Origin of the sequence: Citrobacter sp. CK206, from assembly GCF_030333125.1 — a bacterium.
Classification (GTDB): Bacteria; Pseudomonadota; Gammaproteobacteria; order Enterobacterales; family Enterobacteriaceae; genus Citrobacter_B; species Citrobacter_B koseri.
This window is the reverse complement of record NZ_JAOWGM010000028.1, coordinates 256115-282453: the sequence shown is the minus strand read 5'-3', so window position 1 is coordinate 282453 and position 26339 is coordinate 256115. Positions and strand designations below refer to the sequence as shown.

General features: G+C 54.5%; 22 protein-coding genes. 8 read left to right on the top strand and 14 right to left on the bottom strand.

Annotated features, from left to right (window positions below):
• Nucleotides 1-53: 53 nt before the first annotated feature.
• The 3 genes from yiaY to OGX81_RS13845 all read left to right on the top strand — a co-directional run bounded on the left by yiaY (nucleotide 54) and on the right by OGX81_RS13845 (nucleotide 3941).
• A complete protein-coding gene (yiaY, locus tag OGX81_RS13855; protein ID WP_104868033.1) occupies nucleotides 54-1205 on the top strand; it encodes an L-threonine dehydrogenase in 1152 nt (383 codons plus the stop codon).
• Between the two features lie 215 nt (nucleotides 1206-1420).
• The gene (gene aldB / locus OGX81_RS13850; protein ID WP_047460312.1) at nucleotides 1421-2959 is read left to right on the top strand and encodes an aldehyde dehydrogenase AldB; all 1539 of its coding nucleotides are present in this window, start codon (nucleotides 1421-1423) and stop codon (nucleotides 2957-2959) included.
• 568 nt (nucleotides 2960-3527) lie between these two features.
• A complete protein-coding gene (locus tag OGX81_RS13845) occupies nucleotides 3528-3941 on the top strand; it encodes a winged helix-turn-helix domain-containing protein (RefSeq protein WP_012135723.1) in 414 nt (137 codons plus the stop codon).
• An 85-nt stretch (nucleotides 3942-4026) separates the two neighbouring features.
• On the opposite strand, the gene araD is transcribed toward OGX81_RS13845, so the two are convergent.
• From araD to yiaK, 8 genes are all read right to left on the bottom strand, one after another.
• Nucleotides 4027-4722, bottom strand: coding sequence for an L-ribulose-5-phosphate 4-epimerase (gene araD / locus OGX81_RS13840; RefSeq protein WP_012135722.1), 696 nt, complete (start codon nucleotides 4720-4722; stop codon nucleotides 4027-4029).
• On the bottom strand, nucleotides 4716-5576 hold the full coding sequence (locus OGX81_RS13835; protein WP_012135721.1) for an L-ribulose-5-phosphate 3-epimerase: 861 nt from the start codon (nucleotides 5574-5576) through the stop codon (nucleotides 4716-4718). Before OGX81_RS13835 ends, araD begins: the two co-directional genes overlap by 7 nt.
• Nucleotides 5569-6231 carry a 3-keto-L-gulonate-6-phosphate decarboxylase UlaD gene (gene ulaD, locus OGX81_RS13830; protein ID WP_047460316.1) on the bottom strand — a complete coding sequence of 221 codons (663 nt, stop codon included), beginning with the start codon at nucleotides 6229-6231 and terminating at the stop codon, nucleotides 5569-5571. Before ulaD ends, OGX81_RS13835 begins: the two co-directional genes overlap by 8 nt.
• Entirely contained in the window at nucleotides 6228-7733 is a 1506-nt protein-coding gene (locus OGX81_RS13825; RefSeq protein ID WP_104868034.1) for an FGGY-family carbohydrate kinase, read from the bottom strand. Before OGX81_RS13825 ends, ulaD begins: the two co-directional genes overlap by 4 nt.
• Before the next feature lie 90 nt (nucleotides 7734-7823).
• Nucleotides 7824-9143 (bottom strand): MFS transporter, encoded by a 1320-nt coding sequence (locus OGX81_RS13820; RefSeq protein ID WP_047460323.1) that lies wholly within the window; start codon nucleotides 9141-9143, stop codon nucleotides 7824-7826.
• A 105-nt stretch (nucleotides 9144-9248) separates the two neighbouring features.
• On the bottom strand, nucleotides 9249-10178 hold the full coding sequence (locus OGX81_RS13815; RefSeq protein ID WP_104868035.1) for a DUF4862 family protein: 930 nt from the start codon (nucleotides 10176-10178) through the stop codon (nucleotides 9249-9251).
• Nucleotides 10179-10200: 22 nt separating this feature from the next.
• A complete protein-coding gene (locus OGX81_RS13810) occupies nucleotides 10201-10665 on the bottom strand; it encodes a YhcH/YjgK/YiaL family protein (protein WP_104868036.1) in 465 nt (154 codons plus the stop codon).
• Nucleotides 10666-10676: 11 nt separating this feature from the next.
• Nucleotides 10677-11675: a 3-dehydro-L-gulonate 2-dehydrogenase gene (yiaK, locus tag OGX81_RS13805; RefSeq protein WP_104868037.1), complete on the bottom strand. Its 999-nt coding sequence runs from the start codon at nucleotides 11673-11675 to the stop codon at nucleotides 10677-10679.
• A 218-nt stretch (nucleotides 11676-11893) separates the two neighbouring features.
• Here yiaK and yiaJ point away from each other — a divergent pair, with 218 nt between their 5' ends.
• On the top strand, nucleotides 11894-12709 hold the full coding sequence (yiaJ, locus tag OGX81_RS13800) for an IclR family transcriptional regulator YiaJ (protein ID WP_104868038.1): 816 nt from the start codon (nucleotides 11894-11896) through the stop codon (nucleotides 12707-12709).
• A gap of 117 nt (nucleotides 12710-12826) precedes the next feature.
• Nucleotides 12827-13300 (top strand): 4Fe-4S dicluster domain-containing protein, encoded by a 474-nt coding sequence (locus OGX81_RS13795; protein WP_012135712.1) that lies wholly within the window; start codon nucleotides 12827-12829, stop codon nucleotides 13298-13300.
• A 36-nt stretch (nucleotides 13301-13336) separates the two neighbouring features.
• Here OGX81_RS13795 and avtA read toward each other — a convergent pair whose 3' ends face one another.
• Together avtA and malS are read right to left on the bottom strand one after the other, a co-directional pair.
• Nucleotides 13337-14587 (bottom strand): valine--pyruvate transaminase, encoded by a 1251-nt coding sequence (gene avtA / locus OGX81_RS13790; protein WP_024131054.1) that lies wholly within the window; start codon nucleotides 14585-14587, stop codon nucleotides 13337-13339.
• A gap of 175 nt (nucleotides 14588-14762) precedes the next feature.
• On the bottom strand, nucleotides 14763-16793 hold the full coding sequence (malS, locus tag OGX81_RS13785) for an alpha-amylase (protein WP_104868039.1): 2031 nt from the start codon (nucleotides 16791-16793) through the stop codon (nucleotides 14763-14765).
• A 316-nt stretch (nucleotides 16794-17109) separates the two neighbouring features.
• On the opposite strand from malS, the gene OGX81_RS13780 reads away from it, so the two are divergent.
• Nucleotides 17110-17934 carry a protein bax gene (locus OGX81_RS13780; RefSeq protein WP_024131053.1) on the top strand — a complete coding sequence of 275 codons (825 nt, stop codon included), beginning with the start codon at nucleotides 17110-17112 and terminating at the stop codon, nucleotides 17932-17934.
• A gap of 102 nt (nucleotides 17935-18036) precedes the next feature.
• Here the strand turns inward: OGX81_RS13780 and xylR are convergent, their stop codons facing one another.
• The 4 genes from xylR to xylF form a co-directional block, all read right to left on the bottom strand.
• Nucleotides 18037-19215: a D-xylose utilization transcriptional activator XylR gene (gene xylR, locus OGX81_RS13775; RefSeq protein WP_047460338.1), complete on the bottom strand. Its 1179-nt coding sequence runs from the start codon at nucleotides 19213-19215 to the stop codon at nucleotides 18037-18039.
• 82 nt (nucleotides 19216-19297) lie between these two features.
• Nucleotides 19298-20479, bottom strand: coding sequence for a xylose ABC transporter permease XylH (gene xylH, locus OGX81_RS13770; RefSeq protein WP_104868040.1), 1182 nt, complete (start codon nucleotides 20477-20479; stop codon nucleotides 19298-19300).
• Nucleotides 20457-21998, bottom strand: coding sequence for a xylose ABC transporter ATP-binding protein (locus OGX81_RS13765; protein WP_012135704.1), 1542 nt, complete (start codon nucleotides 21996-21998; stop codon nucleotides 20457-20459). Before OGX81_RS13765 ends, xylH begins: the two co-directional genes overlap by 23 nt.
• 77 nt (nucleotides 21999-22075) lie before the next feature.
• The gene (xylF, locus tag OGX81_RS13760) at nucleotides 22076-23068 is read right to left on the bottom strand and encodes a D-xylose ABC transporter substrate-binding protein (RefSeq protein WP_047460342.1); all 993 of its coding nucleotides are present in this window, start codon (nucleotides 23066-23068) and stop codon (nucleotides 22076-22078) included.
• A 366-nt stretch (nucleotides 23069-23434) separates the two neighbouring features.
• Here xylF and xylA point away from each other — a divergent pair, with 366 nt between their 5' ends.
• Nucleotides 23435-24757 (top strand): xylose isomerase, encoded by a 1323-nt coding sequence (gene xylA / locus OGX81_RS13755; protein WP_104868041.1) that lies wholly within the window; start codon nucleotides 23435-23437, stop codon nucleotides 24755-24757.
• A gap of 54 nt (nucleotides 24758-24811) precedes the next feature.
• The gene (gene xylB, locus OGX81_RS13750; RefSeq protein ID WP_104868042.1) at nucleotides 24812-26266 is read left to right on the top strand and encodes a xylulokinase; all 1455 of its coding nucleotides are present in this window, start codon (nucleotides 24812-24814) and stop codon (nucleotides 26264-26266) included.
• Nucleotides 26267-26339 lie beyond the last annotated feature (73 nt).

The following is a 26339-nucleotide window of genomic DNA, read 5'->3' as shown; positions in this document are numbered from 1 at the left end:
GACAGGTTCATCCGTATGCTGCCAGCCTTATTTCAGTAATTAAGGATGGTACAATGGCTGCTTCAACATTTTTTATTCCTTCCGTGAATGTAATCGGCGCTGGTGCATTAAAAGAAGCAATGAATACTATGGCGGAATATGGTTTTCGCCGTACATTAATTGTCACGGATAGTATGTTGACAACATTAGGCATGGCTGGAGATATTCAGAAAGCGTTGCAGGAACGCGATATTTTCAGCGTTATTTATGATGGCACGCAGCCGAACCCGACCACCGAAAACGTGGCTGCCGGGCTGAAACTCCTGAAAGAACACGGGTGCGATAGCGTAATTTCGCTGGGCGGCGGCTCTCCGCACGACTGTGCGAAAGGCATCGCGCTGGTGGCGGCGAACGGCGGCGACATCCGAGACTATGAAGGCGTGGATCGCTCCGCGAAACCTCAGCTACCGATGATTGCCATCAACACGACGGCGGGAACGGCATCAGAAATGACCCGCTTCTGCATCATTACGGATGAGGCGCGCCATATTAAGATGGCGATTGTGGATAAACACGTTACGCCGCTGCTCTCTGTGAATGACTCTTCGTTGATGATGGGGATGCCGAAATCGCTGACCGCCGCGACCGGCATGGATGCGTTAACCCACGCCATTGAAGCCTATGTTTCTATTGCCGCAACGCCGATTACTGATGCGTGCGCGCTGAAAGCCATCTCTATGATTGCGGAAAACCTGGCGATTGCCGTGGAAGAGGGTAGCAACGCGCAGGCGCGCGAAGCGATGGCCTATGCGCAATTCCTGGCTGGTATGGCGTTTAACAATGCTTCTCTGGGCTATGTCCACGCGATGGCGCACCAGCTCGGCGGCTTCTACAATCTGCCGCACGGCGTATGTAATGCGGTGCTGTTGCCGCACGTTCAGGTATTTAACAGCCAGGTCGCGGCAGGCCGTCTGCGTGACTGTGCGGCTGCGATGGGCGTTAATGTAACCGGGATGCGTGAAGCCGACGGCGCGAAAGCGTGCATTGACGCTATCCGTCAGCTGGCGCAGCAGGTCAACATTCCGGCGGGTCTGCGCGACCTGAATGTGAAAGAAGACGATATTTCGGTGCTGGCGATCAATGCGCTGAAAGACGCCTGTGGCCTGACCAACCCTATTCAGGCGACCCACGACGAGATCATGGCGATTTACCACGCGGCGATGTAATTGAGTGATTGCTGGATATACGATACGCATCGTGTCATTCCGGCGTCATGCCCGATGGCGCTGTGCTTATCGGGCCTACACTGTGCGGTAAGGTGAAACGGCTTAAACATCCGCTTGTCTATATCGTGACCGCAGTCGTAAAGCAGTAAAAGGCTGGCGAAGATTTCGCCAGTCCCGTCTAACCTTTGTAGTACCCCTACAGTAAGGAGACGGTCATGACCAATAATCCCCCTTCAACGCGTATTCAGCCCGGCGAGTATGGTTTTCCTCTGAAATTAAAAGCCCGCTACGACAACTTTATCGGCGGAGACTGGGTCGCACCGGTAGACGGCGAGTATTACCAGAATCTGACGCCGGTGACCGGGCAACTGCTGTGTGAAGTCGCCTCTTCCGGCAAAAAAGATATCGATCTGGCGCTGGATGCCGCGCATAACGTGAAAGAACAGTGGGCGCATACGTCCGTGCAGGATCGCGCCGCGATTCTGTTTAAGATTGCCGATCGCATGGAGCAAAACCTGGAACTGCTGGCAACGGCGGAAACCTGGGATAACGGCAAACCCATCCGTGAAACCAGCGCCGCCGACGTGCCGCTGGCGATCGACCATTTCCGCTATTTTGCGTCCTGTATCCGCGCACAAGAGGGCGGTATCAGCGAAGTTGACAGCGAAACGGTGGCCTATCACTTCCATGAACCGCTGGGCGTGGTGGGGCAGATCATCCCGTGGAACTTCCCGCTGCTGATGGCGAGCTGGAAAATGGCCCCGGCGCTGGCGGCGGGGAACTGCGTGGTGCTCAAACCTGCGCGTCTGACGCCGCTTTCGGTTCTGTTGCTGATGGAAATCGTTGGCGACCTGCTCCCGCCGGGCGTGGTCAACGTCGTGAACGGCGCGGGCGGAGAGATCGGCGAATATCTGGCGACGTCGAAGCGGATCGCGAAGGTGGCGTTTACCGGTTCGACGGAAGTCGGGCAACAGATCATGCAGTACGCGACACAAAACATTATCCCGGTAACGCTGGAGCTGGGCGGTAAGTCCCCCAATATCTTCTTTGCCGATGTGATGGATGAAGAGGATGCGTTTTTCGACAAGGCGCTGGAGGGCTTTGCGCTGTTTGCCTTTAACCAGGGTGAAGTTTGTACCTGCCCGAGCCGTGCGCTGGTACAGGAGTCCATTTATGAGCGCTTTATGGAGCGGGCCATTCGTCGCGTCGAAAGCATTCGCAGCGGTAACCCGCTCGACAGCGTTACGCAGATGGGCGCGCAGGTCTCTCAGGGTCAACTGGAAACCATCCTCAACTACATTGATATCGGTAAGAAAGAAGGCGCGGATGTGTTAACCGGCGGACGGCGCAAGCAGCTGGAAGGAGAGCTGAAAGAGGGCTATTACCTCGAACCGACCATCCTGTTTGGTAAGAACAATATGCGCGTCTTCCAGGAGGAGATTTTTGGCCCGGTGCTGGCGGTGACGACCTTCAGGACGATGGAGGAAGCGCTGGAACTGGCTAACGACACCCAGTATGGGCTTGGCGCCGGAGTCTGGAGTCGTAACGGCAACCTGGCGTACAAAATGGGGCGCGGTATTCAGGCGGGACGCGTATGGACCAACTGCTATCATGCTTACCCGGCGCATGCTGCGTTCGGCGGCTATAAGCAGTCGGGGATTGGCCGCGAAACCCACAAAATGATGCTGGAGCATTATCAGCAAACCAAATGTCTGCTGGTGAGCTATTCCGATAAACCGCTGGGGCTGTTTTAAGCGCCGTATAACCACGTTGCCGGATGGCGGCTTCGCCTTATCCGGCCTACGGGAAATCGCACATGTAGGCCCGATAAGCATAGCGCCATCGGGCCTTATCCAGCCGACGGAGAACCGCATATGTAGGCCCGATAAGCGTAGCGCCATCGGGCATGAGGTTCGCCTTATCCGGCCTACGGGAAATCGCACATGTAGGCCCGATAAGCGCAGCGCCATCGGGCAGATTTGCCGGGGAGAGTGAAGCCGCTGTTCGGTCGTTGGGAACCCGTCGCAGGATTATTAACTGTAATTTGAGATAAATATATAATATTTAATTGTCACATACACCGGCCCTGTCTATTTAGCTTATACTGCTAATCGTTTGTCTTTAGTAATTACATTAATTTATACAAATATGTTTTTCAGCTATTAAACCTATACCCCATCAGAAAGGTGTGGGAAAAGAGTTGTGTCGGTTAACTATTGAAAATAAATTGCTTTTTTTTACACTTGAGGCTTACACAATAATCAAGGAGGAGGTGAACATGAGCAGGTATCTCTGGTTTAGCTCAACGTGAGTATCTAAAGTATGGAATATCAGTTACATGGATTTATGATTGGCAGGGAAATATTCCTTGATATTAACGAAGCTCGAATTTTCCGGCTGCCGGTTAATAAAATGGATAGCGTCATCTCTTTCTGTGGAGTGTTTTTTAATCGGACAATGCTCCATCTGTTTGTTTACCTTTTGGTCAATGCACGTTCTCAATATGTCTCAAAGGATGAATTACTCATCAACGTTTGGGAAAAAAATGAATTATGTGCTTCCACGCAGCGTTTATCTAAAGTCGTCAAAAATCTAAATAATAAATTAAGTCTGCTGGGGCTACCGAAGAATTCAATTGTCTGCGTGAAAGGAAGTGGATACATACTGGCACTGGATGATATTCAACCGCTTTATAGTGTGGTGGACAATGTAGATTATCAATACCGATATCGCTGAGGTCAGTAACCGTTTATTCCGTAGCGTGATGTCGCCTTCGGATTCTTACCCTGGACGTTTTACGCCCAGGGATTTTTTTATTGTCTTACTGCCCGTAATAGGCGTTCGCGCCGTGTTTACGCAGATAATGTTTGTCGAGCAATTCTGGCTGCATATCCGGTAGCTGTGGCGTGAGCTGGCGGGAAAACAGCCCCATATAGGCGCACTCCTCAAGCACCACGGCGTTATGCACGGCGTCAGCGGCGTCTTTCCCCCAGGCGAATGGCCCGTGTGAATGGACTAATACCGCCGGGATCTGCATTGGGTTCAGACCGCGTTCTTCAAAGGTTTTGATGATTACCTCGCCCGTCTGGTATTCGTATTCCCCTTTAATTTCCTCCACGGTCATCAGCCGGGTACAGGGGATTGCGCCATAGAAATAGTCGGCATGCGTGGTGCCCCAGGCGGGCAGGTCAAGACCCGCCTGTGACCAGATCGTTGCATGGCGGGAATGGGTATGCACAATTCCGCCGATCTGCGGATAACGACGATAGAGCGCCAGATGCGTCGGCGTATCGGACGAGGGCTTTTTGCTGCCTTCAACGACCTTGCCGCTGGCGATCTCCACCACCACCATATCGTCGGCGGTCATGACGTCATATTCAACGCCGGAAGGTTTAATGACCATCAGTTTTCGCGTTTCATCGACGGCGCTGACGTTACCCCAGGTGAATGTCACCAGATGGTGTGCCGGAAGCGCCAGATTGGCTGCCAGCACCTCGGCTTTTAACTGCTCTAACATGTGAATCCTCCTTCCTGCATACGCGCTTCTATCCAGCGCCGCGCCTGGATAATTTCCAGCACCGGCTCTTTGGCCTTTTCCGTCCACATCTCAATCAAAAACGCGCCACGGTAGTTCAGCTCATGCAGCGTTTTGAAGATGCCTACAAAATCCACGCACCCTTCACCGAACGGCACGTCGCGGAACTGACCGGGGCTGTTCTCGGTCACCGGCTGCGTGTCTTTCAGGTGGATGGCGGCGATGCGGTCAATACCGAGCTTCAGCTCAGCGGCGACGTCGTTGCCCCAGGCGCTGAGATTGCCGACATCCGGGTAAACGCTAAACCACGGCGAGGCGAGCAGCGCGTCCCATTTTTTCCATTTGCTGATGGAGTTCATAAAGGCGGTGTCCATGATCTCCACCGCCAGCATCACCTGCGCCGCTGCGGCTTGCTCCACCGCCCACGCCAGCCCTTCGGCAAAGCGTTGTTGCGTACCTTCGTCATGTTCTTCGTAATAGACGTCATAACCCGCCAGTTGAATGGTGCGGATACCCAGATCGCGCGCCAGGTGAATCGCTTTGGTCATGATGTCGCGCGCCCGCTGGCGTACGGCTTCATCGCGACTGCCGAAGGGAAAGCGACGATGCGCGGACAGGCACATTGACGGGATGGCCACGCCGGTTTCCAGCATGGCGGTCACCAGCGACGCCCGCTGCGTGGGGCTCCAGTCCAGGCGCGACAGGCGTTCGTCGGTCTCATCCACCGACATTTCGACAAAGTCAAAGCCGCAGCTTTTCGCCAGCACCAGGCGCTCCGGCCAACTGAGGTCTTTTGCCAGCGCTTTTTCATAGATACCTAACGGATGATTACGCATGCTGCTCTCCCCAGATGGCGTTAATTTGCGCGTGGAACCCGGCAGCAACCTGTGCCGGATGCGCCGCCCCTGCCAGCGCGCGTCCGGCGATAAATGCTTTGACGCGAATATCTTTAAACAACGGCAGATCGGCAGGCGTAATGCCGCCGGTAATCGACAGCTCCAGACCGATATCAGAAAGCGCCTTCATCCGCGCCAGATCCGCGTCTCCCCACTGCTGTCCGCTGGCCTGCGCGTCGCGCCCACGGTGGTAAATCGCCTGGCGTACACCGGTGCGATACCAGGCGCGGGCATCGTCCAGCGTCCAGTTGCCGAACAGCTCCATCTGAATTTCACCGCCGCAGGATTGCGCGACGGCATGGCCTTTTTCCACCGTGGCGAGCGGCGCCGCACAGATAATCGTCATCCAGTTGGCGCCTGCGGCAAAAGCCTGCTGCGCGAGCGTTTCACCCGCATCGGCCACCTTCCAGTCGGCAACGATGATTTTATCCGGGCACTGGGCGCGCAGCGCTTTCACCGCGCCCAGCCCCTCGGTTAAACAGAGGATGGTGCCAGCCTCAACGATATCGACGTGGTCCTGTAACAGGGCGACATCGCGAAGCGCCGCCTGAAGGTTGGTGTGGTCGAGCGCCAGTTGCAGTAATGGTCGGCTCATAATGCGTGCTCCTTAATGCGGGCGTGGTAGCCCTGTAATGCCTGAATCAAATCCTGGTATTGGCGGTATTTGCGCTGATAAAGACGGTGCGCGGCCATGTCGGGCATCAGCGTGCGTACCGGGTGCCGTAAGGCGTGCTGAGCCTCGCTGAAACTGCGATATACGCCGGTGCCGACGCGGGCGGCGAGCGCGGCGCCAAAGCAGCCGGTCTCTTCAACCTGCGGCAGTTCGATGCGCAGGCCGCTGACATCCGCCAGCATCTGCATCCAGACGTCGGAGTGCGCCGGGCCGCCGGTTACGCGCAGGGTGTGAGCCTCAGTAAAGCGTTCGCGCATACGGTTGAGATGGGTCATGTGGCTGAACACCACCCCTTCGTAAATGGCCTGTAGCAGATGCGCTCGGGTATGCAGCGCCTGCATGCCGTAAAAGCCGCAGGTCATCTCCAGCCCGGCATTGCTGCCGTACAGAAACGGTAGGAAAAAGAGTTCGCCGCTCGCTTTCGGCAGGCTGGCGACGGCCTGGTTGATCTCGTCAAAAGAGAGTTCGCCCCATTGGGCGGTAAACCATTCAAGATTGCCGGATGAGGTAGGGCTGGCTTCGTGAACGATGTACTGCCCGTCGTTGACGTAGCGGCCATAGACATAAGGGTGCGCTTCGTGGTCGCGCAACCCCTCGGTGATCCCGCTGGTCACCGCCCAGGTGCCCATCACCGCGTTGAGGGTGAATTCATCTTCAATACCGGCGCAGAGCGCGGTGGAAACCACGTCAAACAGACCGCCGACGACGGGCGTGCCCGCCTTCAGACCGGTGATGGCGGCTGCCTGAGCAGTGATCTCCCCGCATATTTCGGCTGACTCCATAATGGGGGGCAGCGCATCGTCGATTTCACTGATGCCCAACCATTGGGTCAGGCGCGGGTCATACTGCCCGCTGCTCATGTTGTAGAGGTTGGACTCAGAAATGTTGCTCTCTTCGCACCCTTTTATGCCGGTTAAGTGCCAGCGCAGATAGTCATGCCCCATCATCACGCAGCCAATTTGTGCGTAACGTTGAGGGTCGTTCTCTTTAATCCAGCGCAGCAGAGAGGCGGGATGCCCTGTCCACAGCGTCTGACGGGTAACGGGGTAAAGCTGTTCAGGAATGCCGTCCTGCTGCCAGCGCTGGACAATCTTCAGCGCCCGGCGGTCGGAAGAGAGAATGGCGCTGCCCAGCGGCTGATCCTGCCTGTCGAGCAGAAACAGTCCTTTACCCTGAGCGGAGATACCGACGCCTTTAATTTGCTCGCCGGAGATGCCTGTACGCTGCAAAAGCCCGGCAATGGTGGCTGCGCACTGTTGCCAGAGCTGGTGCATGTCGCGTTCGGCGTAACCTGGCAGTGGCGTTGCCGTCTGTAACGACTGCCGGTTGATCCCATGCTCATGACCTTTGGCGTCATACAAACCGGCTTTCAGATAAGTACCGCCACAATCGATGCCCAGCCAGAAGGCCTCTTTCTCTCTCATCTTTCATGTCTCATTTTTGCCGGATGGCGCCACGCTTATCCGGCCTACGGGTTTTGTAGGCCCGGTAAGCGCTGCGCCCCGGGCATGGTGTTACGCGGCGTGTTTACGCGGACTCATTGTCTTTGCCGGTGTCGAACCCGCATCGCATTTCGCGGGCAGCAACAGCGCCAGCAGCGCGGCCAGCGCCAGGGAGATCGCCAGGCAATAGACGCCCGCATCTTTGCTGTACAGCGTGATCAGTACGCCAACCGCGTAGGGGCCGCAGAAGCCGCCGAGGTTGCCAAGCGCGTTGATAACGCCGCGTGCGCCGCCCGCCATCTCGGCGCTGAACAGACGTGCCGGGATCGTCCAGAAAACGCCCGCCGCCGATTGCAGGAAGAAACCGCAGCCGACCAGCGCGGCATAGGCCAGCCAGATTTGGTTTTTCAGCGCCACCGACAGGAACATGCACAGGGCGAAGCCAATCAGCGGCAGGCAGACAAACAGTTTGCGTTTACCCGTGCGGTCGGAAAGGAAAGAGAACAGGAACATCCCGGCGATCGCGCCGACGTATGGCAAAATGGCGAGCATACCGACTTGCCCCATGCTGCTGTGGGTCAGCTCTTTGAGAATGGTTGGCAGCCAGAGGGTGTAACCGTAAATCCCGGTCTGATAGAAGAAGTTCAGGGCGATAAGTTGCCACATGGTTTTGTCGGAAAGGACCGCGCTGAGAGAGGCGTTTTTGACTTCGCTTCCGGCAATGGCTTTCTGTTCTGCGGCGAGGGTTTCCACCAGATAGTTTTTTTCCGCCCCGGAGATCCAGCGGGCTTCCTGCGGCCGGTCATAAATGGTGTACGCCCACAGCACCAGCACGACGAGAGAGAGCAGACCTTCAATAATGAACAGCCAGCGCCAGTCGAGTACGGTGATTATCCAGCCGGAGAGCGGGGCGGTGATAATCCCGGCAATCGGCACAAACATAATCACAATGGCGTTCGCACGACCGCGTTCAGCGTCCGGGAACCAGTTGCTGATCATCGTCAGTACGACGGGCAGCATGCCGCCTTCCGCCACACCCAGTAAGAAACGCAGGGCAAGCAATTGATACTGGTTGGTGATTAAGCCTGTGAGGACGGAAATAACCGCCCAGGCAACCAGCGACCAGCCAATAAATTTCTTGCCGCTGCCGTGAACGGCGATTTTGCCGCCGGGAACCTGTAAGAACAGATAGCCGATGAAGAAAATCCCGCCAGCCAGACCGGCCATAGTGGCGGAAATACCTAATTCGGCATCCATTCCGCCAGGCATCGCGAAAGCAATATTCACGCGGTCCATATAAGAAATAATACAGGTAATCAGAATGGGCGGAATAATTCGCAGCCAACGCTGACGAGGTATATCTTTTTCTGTAGGGCGAGAGGTCATATTCATCTTCGTATTCTCGTAAAGTAAGTATTCTGGCGATGAAAAGTAAATTATTTAATGCCTGATGACGTTTTGCTTATCAGACCAACGCCGCCATCCGGCAACGTCTTATTATTTGGCGTTATTTAATGCCGTAATGCCGTCGCGTAATATCGCTACGCGGTGACTGACGTCGGCATTAGCGTTAATTTCCAGTAACTTAATGCCCATGAATTGCAGAACGTCTGTTCCTGCGCAGGTCAGTAATTCACGGGCATGTTCTTGCGTCATCATGCTGTCAGGGCAGAAAGGCGCGAAAGGCGCATGTAAATCCTGCCATTCGCCGTATTCACCGCTTTGCGTTGTACCGGAGAACATCAGCGCGCCGAGTTTGCCAGCCTGTTTCACCTGCTGCGTATGGGTCAGTGGCAGGGTGGTGTTGCGTCCTTCAATGGCGGAACGCGCCCAGTTAATGCAAACGCTGATGTCGTAGTCGGCAATCACCTCCAGCACGTTGTCCAGAGGCAGGAATCCTTTGCGCGGCGCGGCGCTGGTCATCGCGTCGCAGTGTTCCAGCACCAGGTCGCACGGCCAGTCCCAGCCAGCGATCTCTTTCACTGAACGGGCAAATGCGTCCGTTGCCTGCGCGACGTTTGGGTTATCGGCCAGCGGTGCGGCGTGCAGCTCAAGCGCGATCACTTTCCCGGCGCTTGCCGCGTTGATTGTCGTGATCTTCTGGTAAAGGTGGCGATAGTACGCCACACAGGCCTGACGCTGATCTTCATTGCTGGAGGCCAGCCCAAAGCCGCGGTTTTCACCGCGACGGCGCATGGTTTCCATAATCGCCGTCACGACGATTTGCCAGTTGCCTGGCGTATGGCGCAATAACCACGCGTCGCCGAGTGGGTGAAGATGTTCAAGGCAGGGTTGCTCCAGCCCACGAATATCAGGAGTATCGGAGAGTTGCCGCCAGAATTCCTTCTCTTCCTCTTCACTCTTTTGGTGAAATGAGGGTGCACAGGGATACGCACCGATAATATAACCGGTATTGTTCGTTTTCATGTTGTGCTCCAAAGATAACGTTTTATAAAGCGGATATTGCCACTTTAACGACGATTTTCCGTATGGGTGTCGCGACCGTTTTATTGCAGCCAGGGCGATGAACATCCTGCGGGAAAAAAATAGCGTAGCTTCCCGGAACCATTTCAAAGAAAGATTCATGTTCACTGTCGTGATAGAAAATAATATCGCGCTGTTCTAATAACGATTCGCTGATTTGGTTATTACCGGTGTCGATGGCAACCCCTATTTTTTCTTCACCCCAGGCGAGAAACTGAATATCCAGATAACGGCGATGAACTTCTGGACGGTTTTCAGCCGCAGAGCGGGTGGTTAAATCAATTATCTGGGCAAAAATATTTTTGCCGTCGATTTCCACCACCCCAGGGTTCAGCGTGCGAAAGTCGGTGGTACGTAAGAAATCGAGCGCCTTTTCAATCGCGTCTGGCAGACGACACGGATTGGGCTGTGCGATATGTCCAAATATCATGCTATGTCTCCTTACAGCGCCTGGATTTTGGCCCATACGCTGTCATCGACGGTGATGCCGTTGCGGCGATTCTCATCCCGCAGCCGGGTAAATTCGTGGCCTGGCAGACGGATTGCCACGTTCTCATCGGCGCGCTCAGCGGTAGTGACGAAATCCATAATGCGCTGGAGTTTGGCATCGCGCGTGGCGCCATCAATCAGCTTATCGACCTCAATAGCGATGAAGATCTGCGAAACGCCGTATTCGTCGCTGTTTTCCTGGGTAACTTCGGCAACGGAAGCGCCGTCGGAAAGCAGGGTGGCGATCATATCCAGCACAATCGACAGACCTGACCCTTTCCAGTAGCCCATCGGCAAAATGCGGCGATTTTTTTCGATCACGCCAGGTTCTTTGGTCAAATTGCCTTCATCGTCGAACCCGCCGTCTACCGGCAGCTCACGTCCCGCCAGCCGGTTTACCTCTAACATGCCGTAGGAGAACATCGACATCGACATATCGATCATGGTGATTGGCGATGAAGGGATGGCGACGATCAGCGGGTTTGTGCCAATGCGGCACTCTTTTGACCCCCACGGCGGCATCACGGCGATAGAGTTGGTCCAGCAGATGCCGATGTAGCCTTTTTCCGCCGCCTGCCAGCCGTAGCTGCCGCCGCGCATCCAGTGGTTGGCATTGCGTAACGCCACCAGGCCGATGCCGTGGTCGGAAGCCAGTTCAATGGCGCGATCCATCATTTTTTTCGCCGTCAGATTGCCAATGGCTCGCTGAGCATCCCACTGCTCGATGGCGCCAAGGCTGGTGATGCGCTGCGGTTTGGCATCAGGAATGATGTCGCCATTATCCAGTTGCTGAATGAAACGGGGAAAGCGATTCACGCCATGCGAATAGACGCCGGATTCTGTAGTACGGGCAAACATCTCTGCACAGGCGTCAGCCGTTTCCGCCGCAACGCCGCGCGCCAGCAGCACCCGATTGAACGCCTCTTTTAACTGCTCAAAAGTTACTTTCATTCCTGCTTCTCCCGTTTATTTTTGACCGCTTTTTTATCTTTAAATTTCACTATGCGAAATCTGATTTCAAATATAGCGATCAAATTTTGACAGATCAACGGGGTGGTCTATTTTTTAAAATCATCAAAATCAAATAGTTGTGTTTTTTCGGTTCAGATCGTGAACTGAAACACACTTTGCGCTACCATCAGAGCGCGACGAAAAGGGGAGCGGAAGCGATGGACATAAAAGAGAGCGAAATGACGCAAGAAAAAGAGAGGCCAGCCGGTAGTCAGAGCCTGTTCCGTGGTTTGATGCTGATTGAGATCCTCAGTAACTACCCGAACGGATGCCCGCTGGCGCACTTGTCTGAACTGGCAGGGCTGAACAAAAGTACCGTGCATCGACTGCTACAGGGGTTGCAGTCCTGCGGGTATGTCACCCCCGCGCCTGCCGCCGGAAGCTATCGTCTGACCACTAAATTTATCGCTGTCGGGCAGAAAGCCCTGTCATCGCTAAATATCATTCATGTGGCTGCGCCGCATCTTGAGACGCTGAATATTGCCACTGGCGAGACCGTCAACTTCTCCAGCCGTGAAGACGATCATGCCATCCTGATCTATAAGCTGGAGCCGACCACTGGCATGCTGCGTACCCGCGCCTATATCGGTCAGCATATGCCGCTGTATTGCTCTGCGATGGGGAAGATTTACATGGCGTTCGGCCATCCTGACTATGTGGAAACCTATTGGGAAAGCCACAAGGATCAGATCCAGCCGCTGACCCGTAACACCATTACCGGGTTGCCGGCGATGTATGACGAGCTGGCGCAAATTCGTGAAAGCGGTATGGCGATGGATCGCGAAGAGAATGAGCTGGGCGTTTCCTGCATTGCCGTGCCGGTGTTTGATATTCACCATCGGGTGCCATACGCCATCTCTATTTCGCTTTCGACGTCCCGGCTTAAGCAAATTGGCGAGAAAAATCTGCTCAAACCCCTGCGTGACACCGCGCAGGCGATCTCGAATGAGTTGGGTTTTACCGTGCGCGATTAAGGCAGGCGCCCGGAAGATGATGGGCATCTGACAAAATTTAATCGTTTCCCTCGTCGGATCAAAGCAGCGATCGCGCCCTCTCTGGCACTCTGGGGTTTTACGCAGGTGGAGAGGGCAATGAACCGATTTATCATGGCGGATGCGGCGAAATGTATCGGCTGTCGTACTTGTGAGGTTGCCTGCGTAGTGGCGCATCAGGAGAACCAGGACTGTGCGGCGGTGTCGTCCGGGGAATTTGTCTCCCGCATCCGGGTCATTAAAGACGATGCGTTTACCACGGCGGCGGCATGTCGCCAGTGTGAAGATGCCCCCTGCGCGAACGTGTGCCCAACGCAGGCTATTCGTCGCGATCATGGGCACATCTTCGTGGAACAAGCGCGCTGTATCGGGTGTAAAAGCTGTATGCTGGCGTGCCCGTTCGGCGCGATGAACGTTGTGTCGCGAACCTCACGCGTACAGGCGATTAAATGCGATCTCTGCTGGCACCGTGAAACGGGCCCGGCATGCGTGGAGGCCTGCCCGACTGACGCATTGCAGTGCCTTGATGTGGAAAACGTGCAGCGACAACGACTGCACGCGCAACCCGTCTGATTGTCACCCCGGTCAGGCGATGACCGGGGGGGGCTGTCAGCCTTCGCGCCAGGCGCGCTCAACCTCTTCAGCAAGAATTTTCACCCCTGCCTCAATTTTTTGCGGATCGGGAACGTAGTTCATCCGCATGCACTGGTGCGTATGCGGCCAGGGTTTGTCCAGCCCCGGGAAGAAGTAGTCGCCGGGAACCATCAATACGCCGCGCGCTTTCAGACGCTGGTACAGCAATTCAGTTGAAATCGGCAAATCTTTGAACCACAGCCAGAGGAAAATAGCGCCTTCCGGTTTATGGATCAGGCAGCGATTTTCCGGTAAATACCGGCGAATGGTCGCGATTGTTTCCAGTACGCGCTGGTAGTAGAACGGTTTTATTACCGTTTCCGACAGGCGCAGCAGGTCGTTACGCTTGATCATTTCGCACATCATTGCCGGGCCAATACCGCCAGGCGACAGGCTGATAATGCCGTTCATATTGGTGATGGCGGTGATGATTTTTTCATTGGCGATAATGATGCCGCAGCGGCTGCCGGGCAGCCCCAGTTTGGAGAGGCTCATGCACAGGATGATATTCGGATTCCACAGCGGGCGCGCTTCGCTGAAAATAATGCCCGGGAAGGGAACGCCGTAGGCGTTATCGATCACCAGCGGGATGCCGTGCTGATTGGCAAGGGTATCCAGCTTCATCAGCTCTTCGTCGGTAATCACATTGCCTGTTGGGTTAGTCGGGCGCGACACGCAGATCATGCCGGTCTCTTCCCCGATGCGCAGATGTTCAAAATCAACGTGGTATTTGAACTGACCTTCCGGCAATAGCTCGATATTCGGGCGAGCGGAAACGAAAAGATCCTCTTCCAGCCCGGAATCGGCATAACCAATGTATTCCGGTGCCAGCGGGAACAGCACTTTTTTAGTCGTCCCGTCGGCGCGGCGTCCGGCGAAGAGATTAAACAAGTAGAAAAACGCGCTCTGACTGCCGTTTGTTAGTGCAATATTCTGTGGTTCGATATCCCAACCCAGATTCTCACGCAGCAGCGACGCGAGCGCTGTCAGTAGCTCCGTTTTTCCCTGCGGACCGTCATAATTACAAAGCGCATCAGTGGCTTTGCCGTTTTCCAGCATTTCGCCCAGTAGCGAATGGAAGTAATTCTGCATTTCCGGGATTTGCGCTGGATTACCCCCGCCGAGCATGATTGCGCCGGGCGTGCGTAAGCCGTCATTGAGGTCTTCCATCAGGCGGGTAATGCCTGAATGGCGGGTAAATTTGTCGCCAAAAAGTGAGAATGTCATAGCAGGTGGTCTGTCGAACTCATTATCAAAGTGGCTAACCATAGCGCTACCTATGACAGGGTGCAAATCAGGCGTTAACGCCGTGGGTGATGCTTTATGCTGAAGATTTTTATCTGGCTGGTGTTTTGTTTTGATGAGACGTCCGGCGGATAGGCACGCCGGACGTCAGGCAGGATTAAGGGCGACCCGCCCAGACGACCATGACCTTATCGTCGTCGTGCTCGCGCACAAAACCGTACCCCTGCTTCAGTGAGAGCGTGGTTTGCTTGCCGGCGCCGATGGCGGGGTGTCTGGCGCGGAACTGGCTGATTCGCTGCCAGTGGGCGACGGTGGCGGCGGATTTACCGTTGATATCCTGCCAGTTCATGTCAGAACGGGTGCCTTGCAGCGGATCGGAACCCGTCGGGCCAAAGGGGCGTGCGGATTCGTCGCCATAAAAGATCTGTACGGCGCCGGGCGCCAGCAGCAGAAGCTCTGCGGCCTTATCGCCGCCTTCCCGAAAGAGGCGCGTGTCGTGCGAGGAGAGATAACTCAGCACGTTGAAATCCTGTAATTTCTCTACCATTTGCTGCCAGGTGGCGTCCATATCCGCCAGACAATCGACCGCTTTTGCCGCCTGCTCCTGGTAATCAAAGTTGATCATCGCATCAAAGCCGTGGCGGTAATAATCACTCTGCATGACACCGTGGCCCCAGGCTTCACCGGTCATCCAGAAAGGCGCGTCGTCCTGCGTCTTTTCCGGGTTGGCCTGTTTCCACTCGGTCAACGCCGCGCTGGCCTGGGTTTTCAACTGCTGCCAGGCAGGAAGTTCGACGTGTTTGGCGGTATCTACGCGGAACCCGTCGATGCCGTAATCACGCACCCACTGACTGAGCCAGTGGGTCAGATAATCCCGCGGCGTGTAGCCCTCAATGGCTTTTGCGCGGGTATCCGGTTTGTTTTTATAGAACACCGGCAGGCCGGAAGGGGTTGTGGATTCCGTTTTAATATCGGGCAGGAAGGCCAGCGACATGGTCAAATCGTCAAAGCCTGGATTGTCATAATCGCCAATATCCGTGCGAATCCATTCTTTCCCCCACCATGCTTCCCATGCCGCTTTGTCGCTGAAGTTGATGTAGTCATTAAAGCTGTGCCAGCTTTGCCCGGCGGCGGGCTTCCAGTCAGTCCAGTGTTCGCCCAGCGTCTTTTTCAGCTCATCGCCTTGCAGATACAGCGCGCCAAACCGGAATGTCTGCATGTCCGCCAGCGTGGCGTAGCCCGTGTGGTTCATCACCACATCAAACAGAATACGGATGCCGCGCTGGTGTGCGCCATCGACTAACGCGCGAAGGTCGTCCTCGCTGCCCATATTGGCGTCCAGCGTGGTCCAGTCCTGGGTGTAATAGCCGTGGTAGGCATAATGCGGGAAATCCCCTTTCGTACCGCCGCCGACCCAGCCGTGGATTTGCTCGAACGGCGCGCTGATCCACAGGGCATTCACCCCCAGGTGTTGCAGATAGTCCAGCTTGTCTGCCAGCCCGCGTAAGTCGCCGCCATGAAAGGTGCCAATCTCCTCCATGCCGTCTTTGTGGCGGCCATAGCTTTGGTCATTCGTCGGATCGCCGTTCTGGAAACGGTCTGTCAGCACAAAGTAGACCGTCGCGTTATGCCAGTTGAATGCGGCGGGCGCGTTGGTTTCCGCGCGTTCAAGCAACAAAAGCCCGTTGCTGGTCGCGCCGGGTTGTAACGTAATCTGACCGTTCTTAACGGTAGCGGTTTGCTGGCTGTAGTAATCGCGCACGACCGCGCCTTCCGGGAAGGTGTGACTCACCTCCAGGGTCAGCGGCGAGCCGTTCCACGTCGGGCACTGGCGCACCGTGCTGGCGACGGGATCGGCGGTGCTTTTTATCGACAGCGTCAGCGTTGGCGTACCGGAGCGGGTATCAATCTCCAGCGAGTAGTCGCCGTCTTTAAACAGTCGCCACTGCGGCGGCGTGCCTTCACACGGTTTGAGCGACAGCATCTGATTGAGTTTTATGGCATCAGCAGGTTGCCAGCACTGTTGGTCAATATGCAGCGTCAAAGGGCGCGTACCTTTCGTCAACGCGGCATGGCTGACAAACTTACCCGTACCTTCCGCCGTAAAGGGCGGGAATCCCTGAGATGTCCATGATGAGGCGAATACGATGCCGGGCATAAGCGCCAGCGCAAAAGCGGTAAGTTTCATTACGCTTTCCTTATTGCTGCGATTTTAGCCAGTATGCCGTTGAAAGATAGCGGATAACTCATCCCTCTGGCGTATTCCGCCAGGCTGAGGCGCGAGGGTGAGCGATCGTGCGCAGAAAATAGCCATGTTTTGCGATAACCACCACATTTTCTTCGTATTAATAGCGTTCTTCGCCATTATTGCGTGACAGGGTTTCGGAATTGGACTATTCCTTGGGGTGCTCTTGACGGTTATTTTTGATATGATTTGAGATTCATCTCTCATTTTTTTGAAAAATATAAGGCGTTGGAATGTATAAATCCGACCAGGAGACCTAATGATATTGACGCCCATACGACGATATGGGGCAATGATTCTTATGTTACTCACCGTAGTATTTTCGGGTGAGGTGCTGGCGAAGGCGCACACGACAACAACGAGTCAAAAGTCCCACGTAACCAAGACAGGTCATAAACAGGTAAGCAGTAAACAAGAGTATTCTCGCAATAGTGCAAAGAGTAGTTCACTTCCTGATTTGCGAAAATACCCTTCCGGAACACCAAGGAAAAAAGCGTTTCTCCGGACGGTTATGCCTTTTATCACCAGTCAAAATGCTGCGATTACTGCGGATCGTAACTGGCTGATTTCAAAACAGTACCAGAACCGCTGGTCGCCTTCTGAGCGTACGCGTATGAAAGATATCGCGGCGCGCTACAAGGTAAAGTGGTCTGGCAACACGCGTAACATTCCGTGGAATACCTTGCTGGAACGCGTAGACATCATCCCGACCAGTATGGTGGCGACGATGGCGGCGGCGGAAAGCGGCTGGGGAACCTCTAAACTGGCGCGCAACAACAATAACCTGTTCGGCATGAAATGCGGAAAAGGGCGTTGTACCAATGCGCCGGGTAAAGTGAAAGGTTACTCGCAGTTCGGTTCGGTTAAAGAGTCGGTTAACGCGTACGTGATTAACCTGAACACGCATCCTGCTTACTCGTCTTTCCGTAAGTCTCGCGCCCAGTTGCGTAAGGCGGATCAGGAAGTTACCGCAAGCGCAATGATCCATAAGCTGAAGGGTTATTCGACGAAAGGGCAGAGCTACAACAACTATCTGTTCGCGATGTATCAGGATAACCAGCGTTTAATCGCCGCGCATATGTAATGACCCGATTTTGTAGGCCGGATAAGGCGCTTGCGCCGCCATCCGGCACAAACGCCCGGTGGCGCTTCGCTTACCGGGCCTACAAACGACCACCTGCCACCGCTACAACAACACCTCACTGTACCGATCGCGGTACTCTTTTGGCGTCGTGTCATACTCCTTTTTGAAAACAGAATAGAAATATTGCAGGGATGGGTAGCCGCACATCTGTGATATTTCGTTAATCGGCAGCGTGGTTGAAATTAACAGGCTGCGCGCTTTTTCCAGTTTTTCAGCATGAATAACGGCGTGAATGGTCTCCCCGACGTCTTCTTTAAACCGTTTCTCCAGGTTTGAGCGGGAGATACCGACTGCGTCCAGCACCTGATCGACTTTAATACCTTTGCAGGCATGGTTACGGATGAAATGCATCGCCTGTATGACGGCCGGGTCGGTCAATGAGCGGTAGTCCGTCGAGCGACGCTCAACGACGCGCACAGGCGGAACCAGAATACGTTGTAGCGGCAGCACTTCCTTATCCAGCAGGCGGTGTAGCAGTTTTGCCGCCTGATAGCCCATCTGCCTGGCTCCCTGAGCGACCGATGACAGCGCGACCCGCGACAGATAACGGGTCAGTTCTTCGTTATCAATACCGATGACGCACAGCTTTTCGGGAACCGGGATATGCAGATGCTCGCAAACTTGCAGCACATGTCTCGCCCGGGCGTCGGTAACGGCGATAATCCCGGTTTGCGGCGGCAGGGTTTGCAGCCAGTCCGCCAGCCGGTTTTGCGCGTGCTGCCAGTTTTCCGGTGCGGTTTCCAGCCCCTGATAGACCACGCCACGGTATTTTTCTTGTGCAACCAGTTGGCAAAACGCGTATTCACGCTCAGCCGCCCAGCGCTTGCCGCTGGAGGCGGGCAGGCCATAAAAGGCGAAGCGATTGATCCCTTTTTCTTTCAGGTGCAGAAAGGCGCTTTCCACCAGTGCGTAGTTATTGGTGGCGATATAATGGACGGATGGATAGTGTGCAGCAAGGTGGTAAGAACCGCCGACGCCGATAATGGGCACATCCACATCGGCAAGCGCCTGAGCAATGTCATCGTCATCGTAGTCGGCAATGACGCCATCGCCCAACCACTCTTTGATGTTATCAATTCGCGCGCGGAAGTCTTCTTCAATGAAGATATCCCATTCCGATTGCGATGCCTGTAAATATTCACCCACGCCTTCCACTACCTGACGGTCGTAGGCTTTATTTGCATTAAATAACAGTGTGATACGGTGGCGTTTCTCAAACATAGTTCTTTCCCTGCTGAATCAGTCATAAAGGACAATGCCGGTACGTGTTGACCGGCATTGAGCATGACCCCTTTTCTGGAATTCAGGAACGACGTTTAGTTGCTGAGTCCATCCATACTGCCAGTAACAAGATCGCACCTTTCACGATGTACTGCCAGAATGTGGGCACGTCCATCATACTCATTCCGTTATCAAGAGAGGCCATAATAAACGCCCCCATGACGGCGCCCGCGACGCTACCCACGCCACCCGCCAGGCTGGTTCCGCCGATCACGCAGGCGGCAATCGCGTCCAGCTCGGCAATGTTCCCGGCGGAAGGCGATCCGGCGCCGAGGCGCGAACTGAGTATCAGCCCTGCAATCGCCACCATCAGGCCGTTGATGGCGAAGACCGCCAGTTTGGTTCGCTCAACGTTAATGCCGGAGAGACGAGCGGCTTCCAGATTGCCGCCAATCGCATAAATTCTCCGGCCAAACGCCGTTCGCGTCGCCATAAACATACCGCCAAGCAGCAGGAATACCAGCAGCAGTACGGGCGTTGGAACGCCGCGATAATCGTTCAGCAGCCAGATTGCGCCCAGGACAATGACGGCGGTTAGCGCCTGGCGACCGACTACCGCAGTAGAAGCCGGGGTGCTAAGCGCCAGAGTCTGCCGGCGCATACGCCCGCGCCATTGCCAGCCGATAAATGCCATTAAGCTGATAGCGCCTATTGTGAAGCCCAGACCGTTGGATAAGTAGCTCTGACCAATCTGCGACATCGCCGAGCTGGTGGGCGAGACGGTCGTACCATTCGTGATGCCAATGAGAATGCCACGGAAAGCCAGCATCCCGGCCAGGGTGACGATAAACGAAGGGACTTTCCGGTAGGCGACCCACCACCCGTTCCAGGCGCCGAGCAGTAAACCCAGCGCCAGCGTGACAACAATCGTAAGCGGCAATGGCCAGCCCAGCCAGACGTCGCAGATTGCCGCGACGCCGCCTAATAGCCCCATCATTGAGCCAACGGAGAGGTCGATTTCCGCAGAGATAATCACGAAAACCATCCCCACGGCCAGAATACCGGTGATCGCCGTCTGACGAAGCAGGTTGGAGACGTTGCGCGCGCTCAGATATGCGCCTTCCGTGGTCCAGGTAAAGAACAGCATGATCACAATAATCGCCGCGATCATGACGAACACCTGTAGGTTCAGTGATTTTAACCCAGGAAAACCGCCCGTCAGAGGGGCTGAGAGTTTCACTTCAGACGGATTGTTTTTCGACATGATATTCGCTCCTCAATGCGGCTTCCATCACCTGTTCTTGAGTCAGGTTATGATTCACCAGGTTGGCTTTCAGTTTTCCTTCGTGCATCACCAGGATGCGATCGCTTAATCCAAGAACCTCGGGGAGTTCCGACGAGATGACGATGACAGCAATACCTTGCTGAACAAGCTGGTTAATGAGTTTGTAGATTTCATATTTCGCGCCGATATCGATTCCTCGGGTGGGTTCATCGAGGATGAGAATGCGCGGGTTCAGCAGGAGACAGCGCGCCAGTATGGCCTTTTGTTGGTTCCCGCCGCTAAGGCGCCCAATCGCTAAATCAGGCGAGGATGTTTTCACTTTCAGGCGTTGCAGCGATTCCAGAATGCATTTTTGCTCTGCGGCATCGTCAAGATGGCTTATCTTCCCGGTGAACCGATCGAGCGCCGCCAGCGTGATATTTTTCCCGACGGCCATAACCGGCACAATGCCGTCGCGTTTCCTGTCTTCTGGCACCATCGCAATGCCATGAGCGATCGCTTGCTGGCAATGACGAATATCCACGGCCTGATTATCGATCATGACCTTTCCTTCCCAGCGCCCGGGCCAGACGCCGAACAGGCATTGCACTAACTCCGTGCGGCCCGCGCCGACCAGCCCTGCAATGCCGAGAATCTCGCCCCGTTTCAGCGAAAAGGAGACATCATTGACGCGTTTGATGTGACGGTTGACGGGATGCCAGGCGGTAAGGCGCTCAACGCGCAAAATCTCCTCCCCGGTAGCATGTGGTTCATTAGGATAGAGCGCCGTCAGCTCGCGACCGACCATCATGGTGATGATATCGTCTTCTTCCATTCCGGCGGCTGCGCGGGTGCCAATATGTTGGCCGTCGCGGATCACGCAGATTGTGTCCGAGATAGCTTTAACTTCATTGAGCTTGTGTGAGATATAAATACACGCAATATCATGCTGTTGCAGATCGCGAATAATTTCCAGCAGCACGGTGGTTTCTTGTTCCGTGAGGGAGGCCGTCGGCTCATCAAGAATCAGCAGCCGAACTTGTTTATTAAGCGCTTTGGCAATTTCTACCAGCTGTTGTTGCCCCAGGCCCAGGTCGCCCACGCGGGTATCCGGTGAGATAGACAAGCTGACTTGGTCTAACAGCTTCTGGCAGCGTAGCGTCATCATGTCGTAATCAAGAATGCCGTTACGGGTGATTTCGCTGCCCAGGAAGATATTTTCCAGCACGGTTAAGTGTTTAACCAGCGCTAACTCCTGGTGAATAATAGCAATGCCCTTACGTTCGGTATCACGAATATGACTGGCTTGCAGTGTTTCTCCCGCAAACAGAATTTCACCTTCATAAGAGCCATGAGGGTAAATACCGCACAGCACTTTCATTAACGTTGATTTACCCGAACCATTTTCACCGCACAATGAAACGATTTCCCCGGCATTAAGCCTGAGGCTGACGTTATCAACTGCCTTCACTGCGCCGAAGGTCTTGGTAATGTTTTTCATTTCAAGTAGATAGGGCATAACTACTCCACATAAGCCAATGCGAGAACCCGGCATGGAGGGTTTGACGCCCTCCGCTGTTGTAGAGGGCGCAACGTTTACAGATCACTCTTTTTGTGGAACCCGTCTTTAATCACGGTTTCGTCAATATTGGTTTTATTAACATCAATTGGAGTAAGCAGGCGGGAAGGGACATCTTTCAGACCGTTATTCAGCGTGGCGTCGGCCTTAGGTTGTTGCCCGTTACCCAGCTCGACGGCGATCTCGGCGGCGGTATTCGCCAGTAGCGTGATGGGTTTATAAACCGTCATGGTCTGCGTGCCTGCGACAATACGTTTAATGCCCGCAAGGTCGGCATCCTGACCTGAAATAGCGACTTTTCCTGATAATCCCTGAGCGCTGAGCGCCTGAATCGCACCGCCTGCGGTCGCGTCATTGGAAGCGACAACCGCGTCAATTTTGTTATTGTTTGCGGTCAGCGCATTTTCCATAATTTTCAGCGCATTTTCAGGCAACCATCCGTCCACCCATTGATCGCCGACGACGTTAATTTTTCCTGAGTCGATATAAGGTTTTAATACTTTCATTTGTCCGGCGCGGAACAATTTTGCATTATTATCTACTGGCGAGCCGCCCATCAGGAAATAATTCCCTTCAGGCACTTTATCGACCAACGCCTGAGCCTGTAATTCGCCGACTTTTTCGTTATCAAAAGAAATATAAAAATCGATGTCGGCATCATTTATCATGCGGTCGTACGCTAATACTTTTATTCCTTCTTGTTTCGCTTCTTTTACGACATTGCTTAATACTTGCCCGTTATAAGGAATAATGACCAGAACATCAACGCCACGGTTGATCATGTTTTCAATCTGCGACATTTGGGTTTCTTCATTACCATTGGCAGATTGTACAAATACTTTTGCGCCGAGGGACTCGGCCTTGCTCACGAAAATATCGCGATCTTTTTGCCAGCGTTCCAGACGTAAGTCATCGATAGCCATACCAATTTTAACTTCTTTGGCATGTCCCGTTATGCTGGCGAGCAGGAGTGAAGTGCAGACGGTGAGTAAGATGTTTTTTATCTTCATAATCGTGATGCCTTTTGTTAGAGGGAACAGCGGTAAAAGTAACAATCACAGCGTGAGACGTAGCAGATTTTTAGCAGTTAATACGCGGAAGGCAATTATAGATTTTTATCTTGCAGTTACGATTTTTGGTTTATTTCGGGAATTATGACCGAGATCGTACTTTTAATGACGCATTACGCCCGTTACATTTCGTTGTTGATGAATAACCATTTTTTGCAGACGGTTACTTTTATTTTGCGAGGCAGCGCACACTTACGAATTATCTAAATAGCAGAGTGAAATAACATAATTGAGCAATGTGAATCGAGTAACCAATATTACGCCATTACCCATCCCTCGCCGTATTACCTGATTATGGAGTTCATTATGCAGGCTTATTTTGACCAACTCGATCGTGTTCGTTATGAAGGCCCTAAAACCACTAATCCGTTAGCTTTCCGCCATTATAATCCAGATGAAATCGTACTGGGTAAACGCATGGAAGAGCATCTGCGTTTTGCGGCCTGCTACTGGCATACCTTCTGCTGGAACGGCGCGGATATGTTTGGCGTAGGCGCGTTCAACCGTCCGTGGCAACAGCCCGGCGATGCGCTGGAGCTGGCGAAGCGCAAGGCGGATGTGGCGTTTGAATTTTTCCATAAGCTGAACGTGCCTTACTACTGCTTCCACGATGTGGATGTTTCGCCGGAAGGTGCCTCGCTGAAAGAGTATAAAAACAACTTTGCGCAGATGGTCGATGTGCTGGAGTCGAAGCAAGAACAGAGCGGCGTGAAGCTGTTATGGGGCACCGCGAACTGCTTTACCAACCCGCGTTACGGCGCCGGTGCGGCGACGAACCCGGACCCGGAAGTCTTCAGTTGGGCGGCGACGCAGGTGGTGAACGCGATGAACGCCACGCACAAACTGGGCGGCGAAAACTACGTTCTGTGGGGGGGCCGTGAAGGGTATGAAACCCTGCTGAATACCGATCTGCGCCAGGAGCGCGAGCAGATTGGCCGCTTTATGCAGATGGTGGTGGAACATAAACATAAAACAGGTTTCCAGGGCACGCTGCTGATCGAGCCAAAACCGCAGGAGCCGACAAAACACCAGTATGACTACGATGTGGCAACGGTTTACGGCTTCCTCAAGCAGTTCGGCCTGGAAAAAGAGATCAAGGTGAACATTGAAGCCAACCACGCTACGCTGGCGGGCCACTCTTTCCATCATGAGATTGCGTCCGCCATTGCGCTGGGCATTTTTGGTTCTGTGGATGCCAACCGTGGCGATGCGCAGCTGGGCTGGGATACCGACCAGTTCCCGGTAAGCGTCGAAGAGAACGCGCTGGTGATGTATGAAATCCTGAAAGCGGGCGGTTTCACGACCGGCGGCCTGAACTTTGACGCGAAGGTTCGTCGCCAGAGCACCGACAAATACGATCTGTTCTATGGTCATATTGGCGCGATGGACACGATGGCGCTGTCATTAAAAGTGGCAGCGCGCATGATTGAAGATGGCGAACTGGATAAACGCGTGGCGAAACGTTATTCCGGCTGGAATAGCGAACTGGGCCAGCAAATTTTGAAAGGCCAGTTATCCCTGAGCGACGTCGCGCACTATGCTGAACAGCGTAATCTGGCGCCGGTGCATCAAAGCGGTCATCAGGAACTGCTGGAAAATCTGGTGAATCATTATCTGTTCGACAAGTAATCGCCATTGCGCCGCGTTTAGCCAACGCGGCGCATCGATAAAGGAGTGGTCACGATGTATATCGGGATAGATCTGGGCACGTCCGGTGTGAAAGCCATCCTGCTGAATGAGCAGGGAGACGTGCTGGCCTCGCAGACGGAGAAACTGTCCGTCTCTCGCCCGCATCCATTATGGTCGGAGCAGGATCCCGAACAGTGGTGGCTGGCGACGGATTGCGCCGTAAAAGCGCTGGGGCGAGAGCATTCATTGCGTGATGTAAAGGCGCTGGGGATTGCCGGGCAGATGCACGGCGCCACGTTGCTTGATAAACACCAGAAGGTGCTACGCCCGGCGATTTTATGGAATGACGGACGCTGTGGTGAAGAGTGCGCGCTGCTTGAGCAGCAGGTTCCGCAGTCTCGCGCCATTACCGGCAATCTGATGATGCCCGGCTTTACCGCGCCAAAACTGCTGTGGGTTCAGCGCCATGAGCCGGATATTTTCCGCCAGGTTGCAAAGGTGCTGCTACCTAAAGATTACCTGCGTCTGCGTATGACGGGGGATTTTGCCAGCGATATGTCGGACGCGGCGGGAACGATGTGGCTGGATGTCGCAGCGCGTGACTGGAGCGTCATCATGCTCAACGCTTGTCAGCTAACCCGTGAGCACATGCCTGCTCTGTACGAAGGCAGCGACATCACCGGTACGGTGCTGCCTGAGGTGGCGCACTCCTGGGGGATGCCTGCGGTGCCTGTTGTTGCAGGGGGTGGAGATAACGCGGCGGGCGCGGTGGGCGTGGGGATGATCAATGCGGGTCAGGCCATGCTGTCGCTGGGAACATCAGGCGTCTATTTTGCGGTGAGCGACGGTTTTCTCAGTAAACCAGAAAGTGCGGTGCACAGTTTTTGCCACGCATTGCCCGAACGCTGGCATTTGATGTCCGTCATGCTGAGCGCGGCATCCTGCCTGGACTGGGCGGCAAAATTGACCGGTCAGGCGTCTGTTCCCGCGCTGATTGACGCGGCACGCCAGGCGGATGATAACGCGGATGCCGTCTGGTTCCTGCCTTATCTTTCCGGCGAACGCACGCCGCATAATAATCCGCAGGCGAAGGGCGTATTCTTTGGCCTTACGCATCAGCATGGCCCCGCAGAGCTGGCGCGGGCGGTGCTGGAAGGCGTCGGTTATGCGTTGGCGGATGGCATGGATGTTGTGCATGCCTGTGGCGTGAAACCCGGCAGCGTGACGCTGATCGGCGGCGGGGCGCGCAGTGAATACTGGCGACAAATGCTGGCGGACATCAGCGGGCTACAGCTTGATTACCGTACCGGCGGCGATGTAGGCCCGGCATTGGGCGCCGCGCGTCTGGCGCAAATTGCGATGAATAAAGAGCAACCATTATCTGATTTATTACCGCAGCTTCCGCTGGAGCAGGCGCATTTCCCTGATGCTGAACGCCATGCGCGTTACCTTGAACGTCGCGAAACGTTCCGCCGCATTTACCAGCAGTTATTACCGCTCATGTCTTAATCCGCTATTCCTTCCGGCAGTGGCCGGAAGGAATTCTTATTTCCTATTGATTGCCTCGATATATATCGAAATC

Coding starts and splice junctions, on each gene's coding strand:
- OGX81_RS13835 (WP_012135721.1), bottom strand. CDS start 5,576: ATGCGTAATCATCCGTTAGGTATCTATGAAAAAGCGCTGGCAAAAGAC.
- xylR (WP_047460338.1), bottom strand. CDS start 19,215: ATGTTTGAGAAACGCCACCGTATCACACTGTTATTTAATGCAAATAAA.
- OGX81_RS13810 (WP_104868036.1), bottom strand. CDS start 10,665: ATGATATTTGGACATATCGCACAGCCCAATCCGTGTCGTCTGCCAGAC.
- yiaY (WP_104868033.1), top strand. CDS start 54: ATGGCTGCTTCAACATTTTTTATTCCTTCCGTGAATGTAATCGGCGCT.
- aldB (WP_047460312.1), top strand. CDS start 1,421: ATGACCAATAATCCCCCTTCAACGCGTATTCAGCCCGGCGAGTATGGT.
- araD (WP_012135722.1), bottom strand. CDS start 4,722: ATGTTAGAGCAGTTAAAAGCCGAGGTGCTGGCAGCCAATCTGGCGCTT.
- OGX81_RS13820 (WP_047460323.1), bottom strand. CDS start 9,143: ATGAATATGACCTCTCGCCCTACAGAAAAAGATATACCTCGTCAGCGT.
- xylB (WP_104868042.1), top strand. CDS start 24,812: ATGTATATCGGGATAGATCTGGGCACGTCCGGTGTGAAAGCCATCCTG.
- malS (WP_104868039.1), bottom strand. CDS start 16,793: ATGAAACTTACCGCTTTTGCGCTGGCGCTTATGCCCGGCATCGTATTC.
- OGX81_RS13815 (WP_104868035.1), bottom strand. CDS start 10,178: ATGAAAACGAACAATACCGGTTATATTATCGGTGCGTATCCCTGTGCA.
- OGX81_RS13765 (WP_012135704.1), bottom strand. CDS start 21,998: ATGCCCTATCTACTTGAAATGAAAAACATTACCAAGACCTTCGGCGCA.
- avtA (WP_024131054.1), bottom strand. CDS start 14,587: ATGACATTCTCACTTTTTGGCGACAAATTTACCCGCCATTCAGGCATT.
- OGX81_RS13845 (WP_012135723.1), top strand. CDS start 3,528: ATGGAATATCAGTTACATGGATTTATGATTGGCAGGGAAATATTCCTT.
- OGX81_RS13825 (WP_104868034.1), bottom strand. CDS start 7,733: ATGAGAGAGAAAGAGGCCTTCTGGCTGGGCATCGATTGTGGCGGTACT.
- xylH (WP_104868040.1), bottom strand. CDS start 20,479: ATGTCGAAAAACAATCCGTCTGAAGTGAAACTCTCAGCCCCTCTGACG.
- xylF (WP_047460342.1), bottom strand. CDS start 23,068: ATGAAGATAAAAAACATCTTACTCACCGTCTGCACTTCACTCCTGCTC.
- yiaK (WP_104868037.1), bottom strand. CDS start 11,675: ATGAAAGTAACTTTTGAGCAGTTAAAAGAGGCGTTCAATCGGGTGCTG.
- OGX81_RS13780 (WP_024131053.1), top strand. CDS start 17,110: ATGATATTGACGCCCATACGACGATATGGGGCAATGATTCTTATGTTA.
- ulaD (WP_047460316.1), bottom strand. CDS start 6,231: ATGAGCCGACCATTACTGCAACTGGCGCTCGACCACACCAACCTTCAG.
- yiaJ (WP_104868038.1), top strand. CDS start 11,894: ATGGACATAAAAGAGAGCGAAATGACGCAAGAAAAAGAGAGGCCAGCC.
- xylA (WP_104868041.1), top strand. CDS start 23,435: ATGCAGGCTTATTTTGACCAACTCGATCGTGTTCGTTATGAAGGCCCT.
- OGX81_RS13795 (WP_012135712.1), top strand. CDS start 12,827: ATGAACCGATTTATCATGGCGGATGCGGCGAAATGTATCGGCTGTCGT.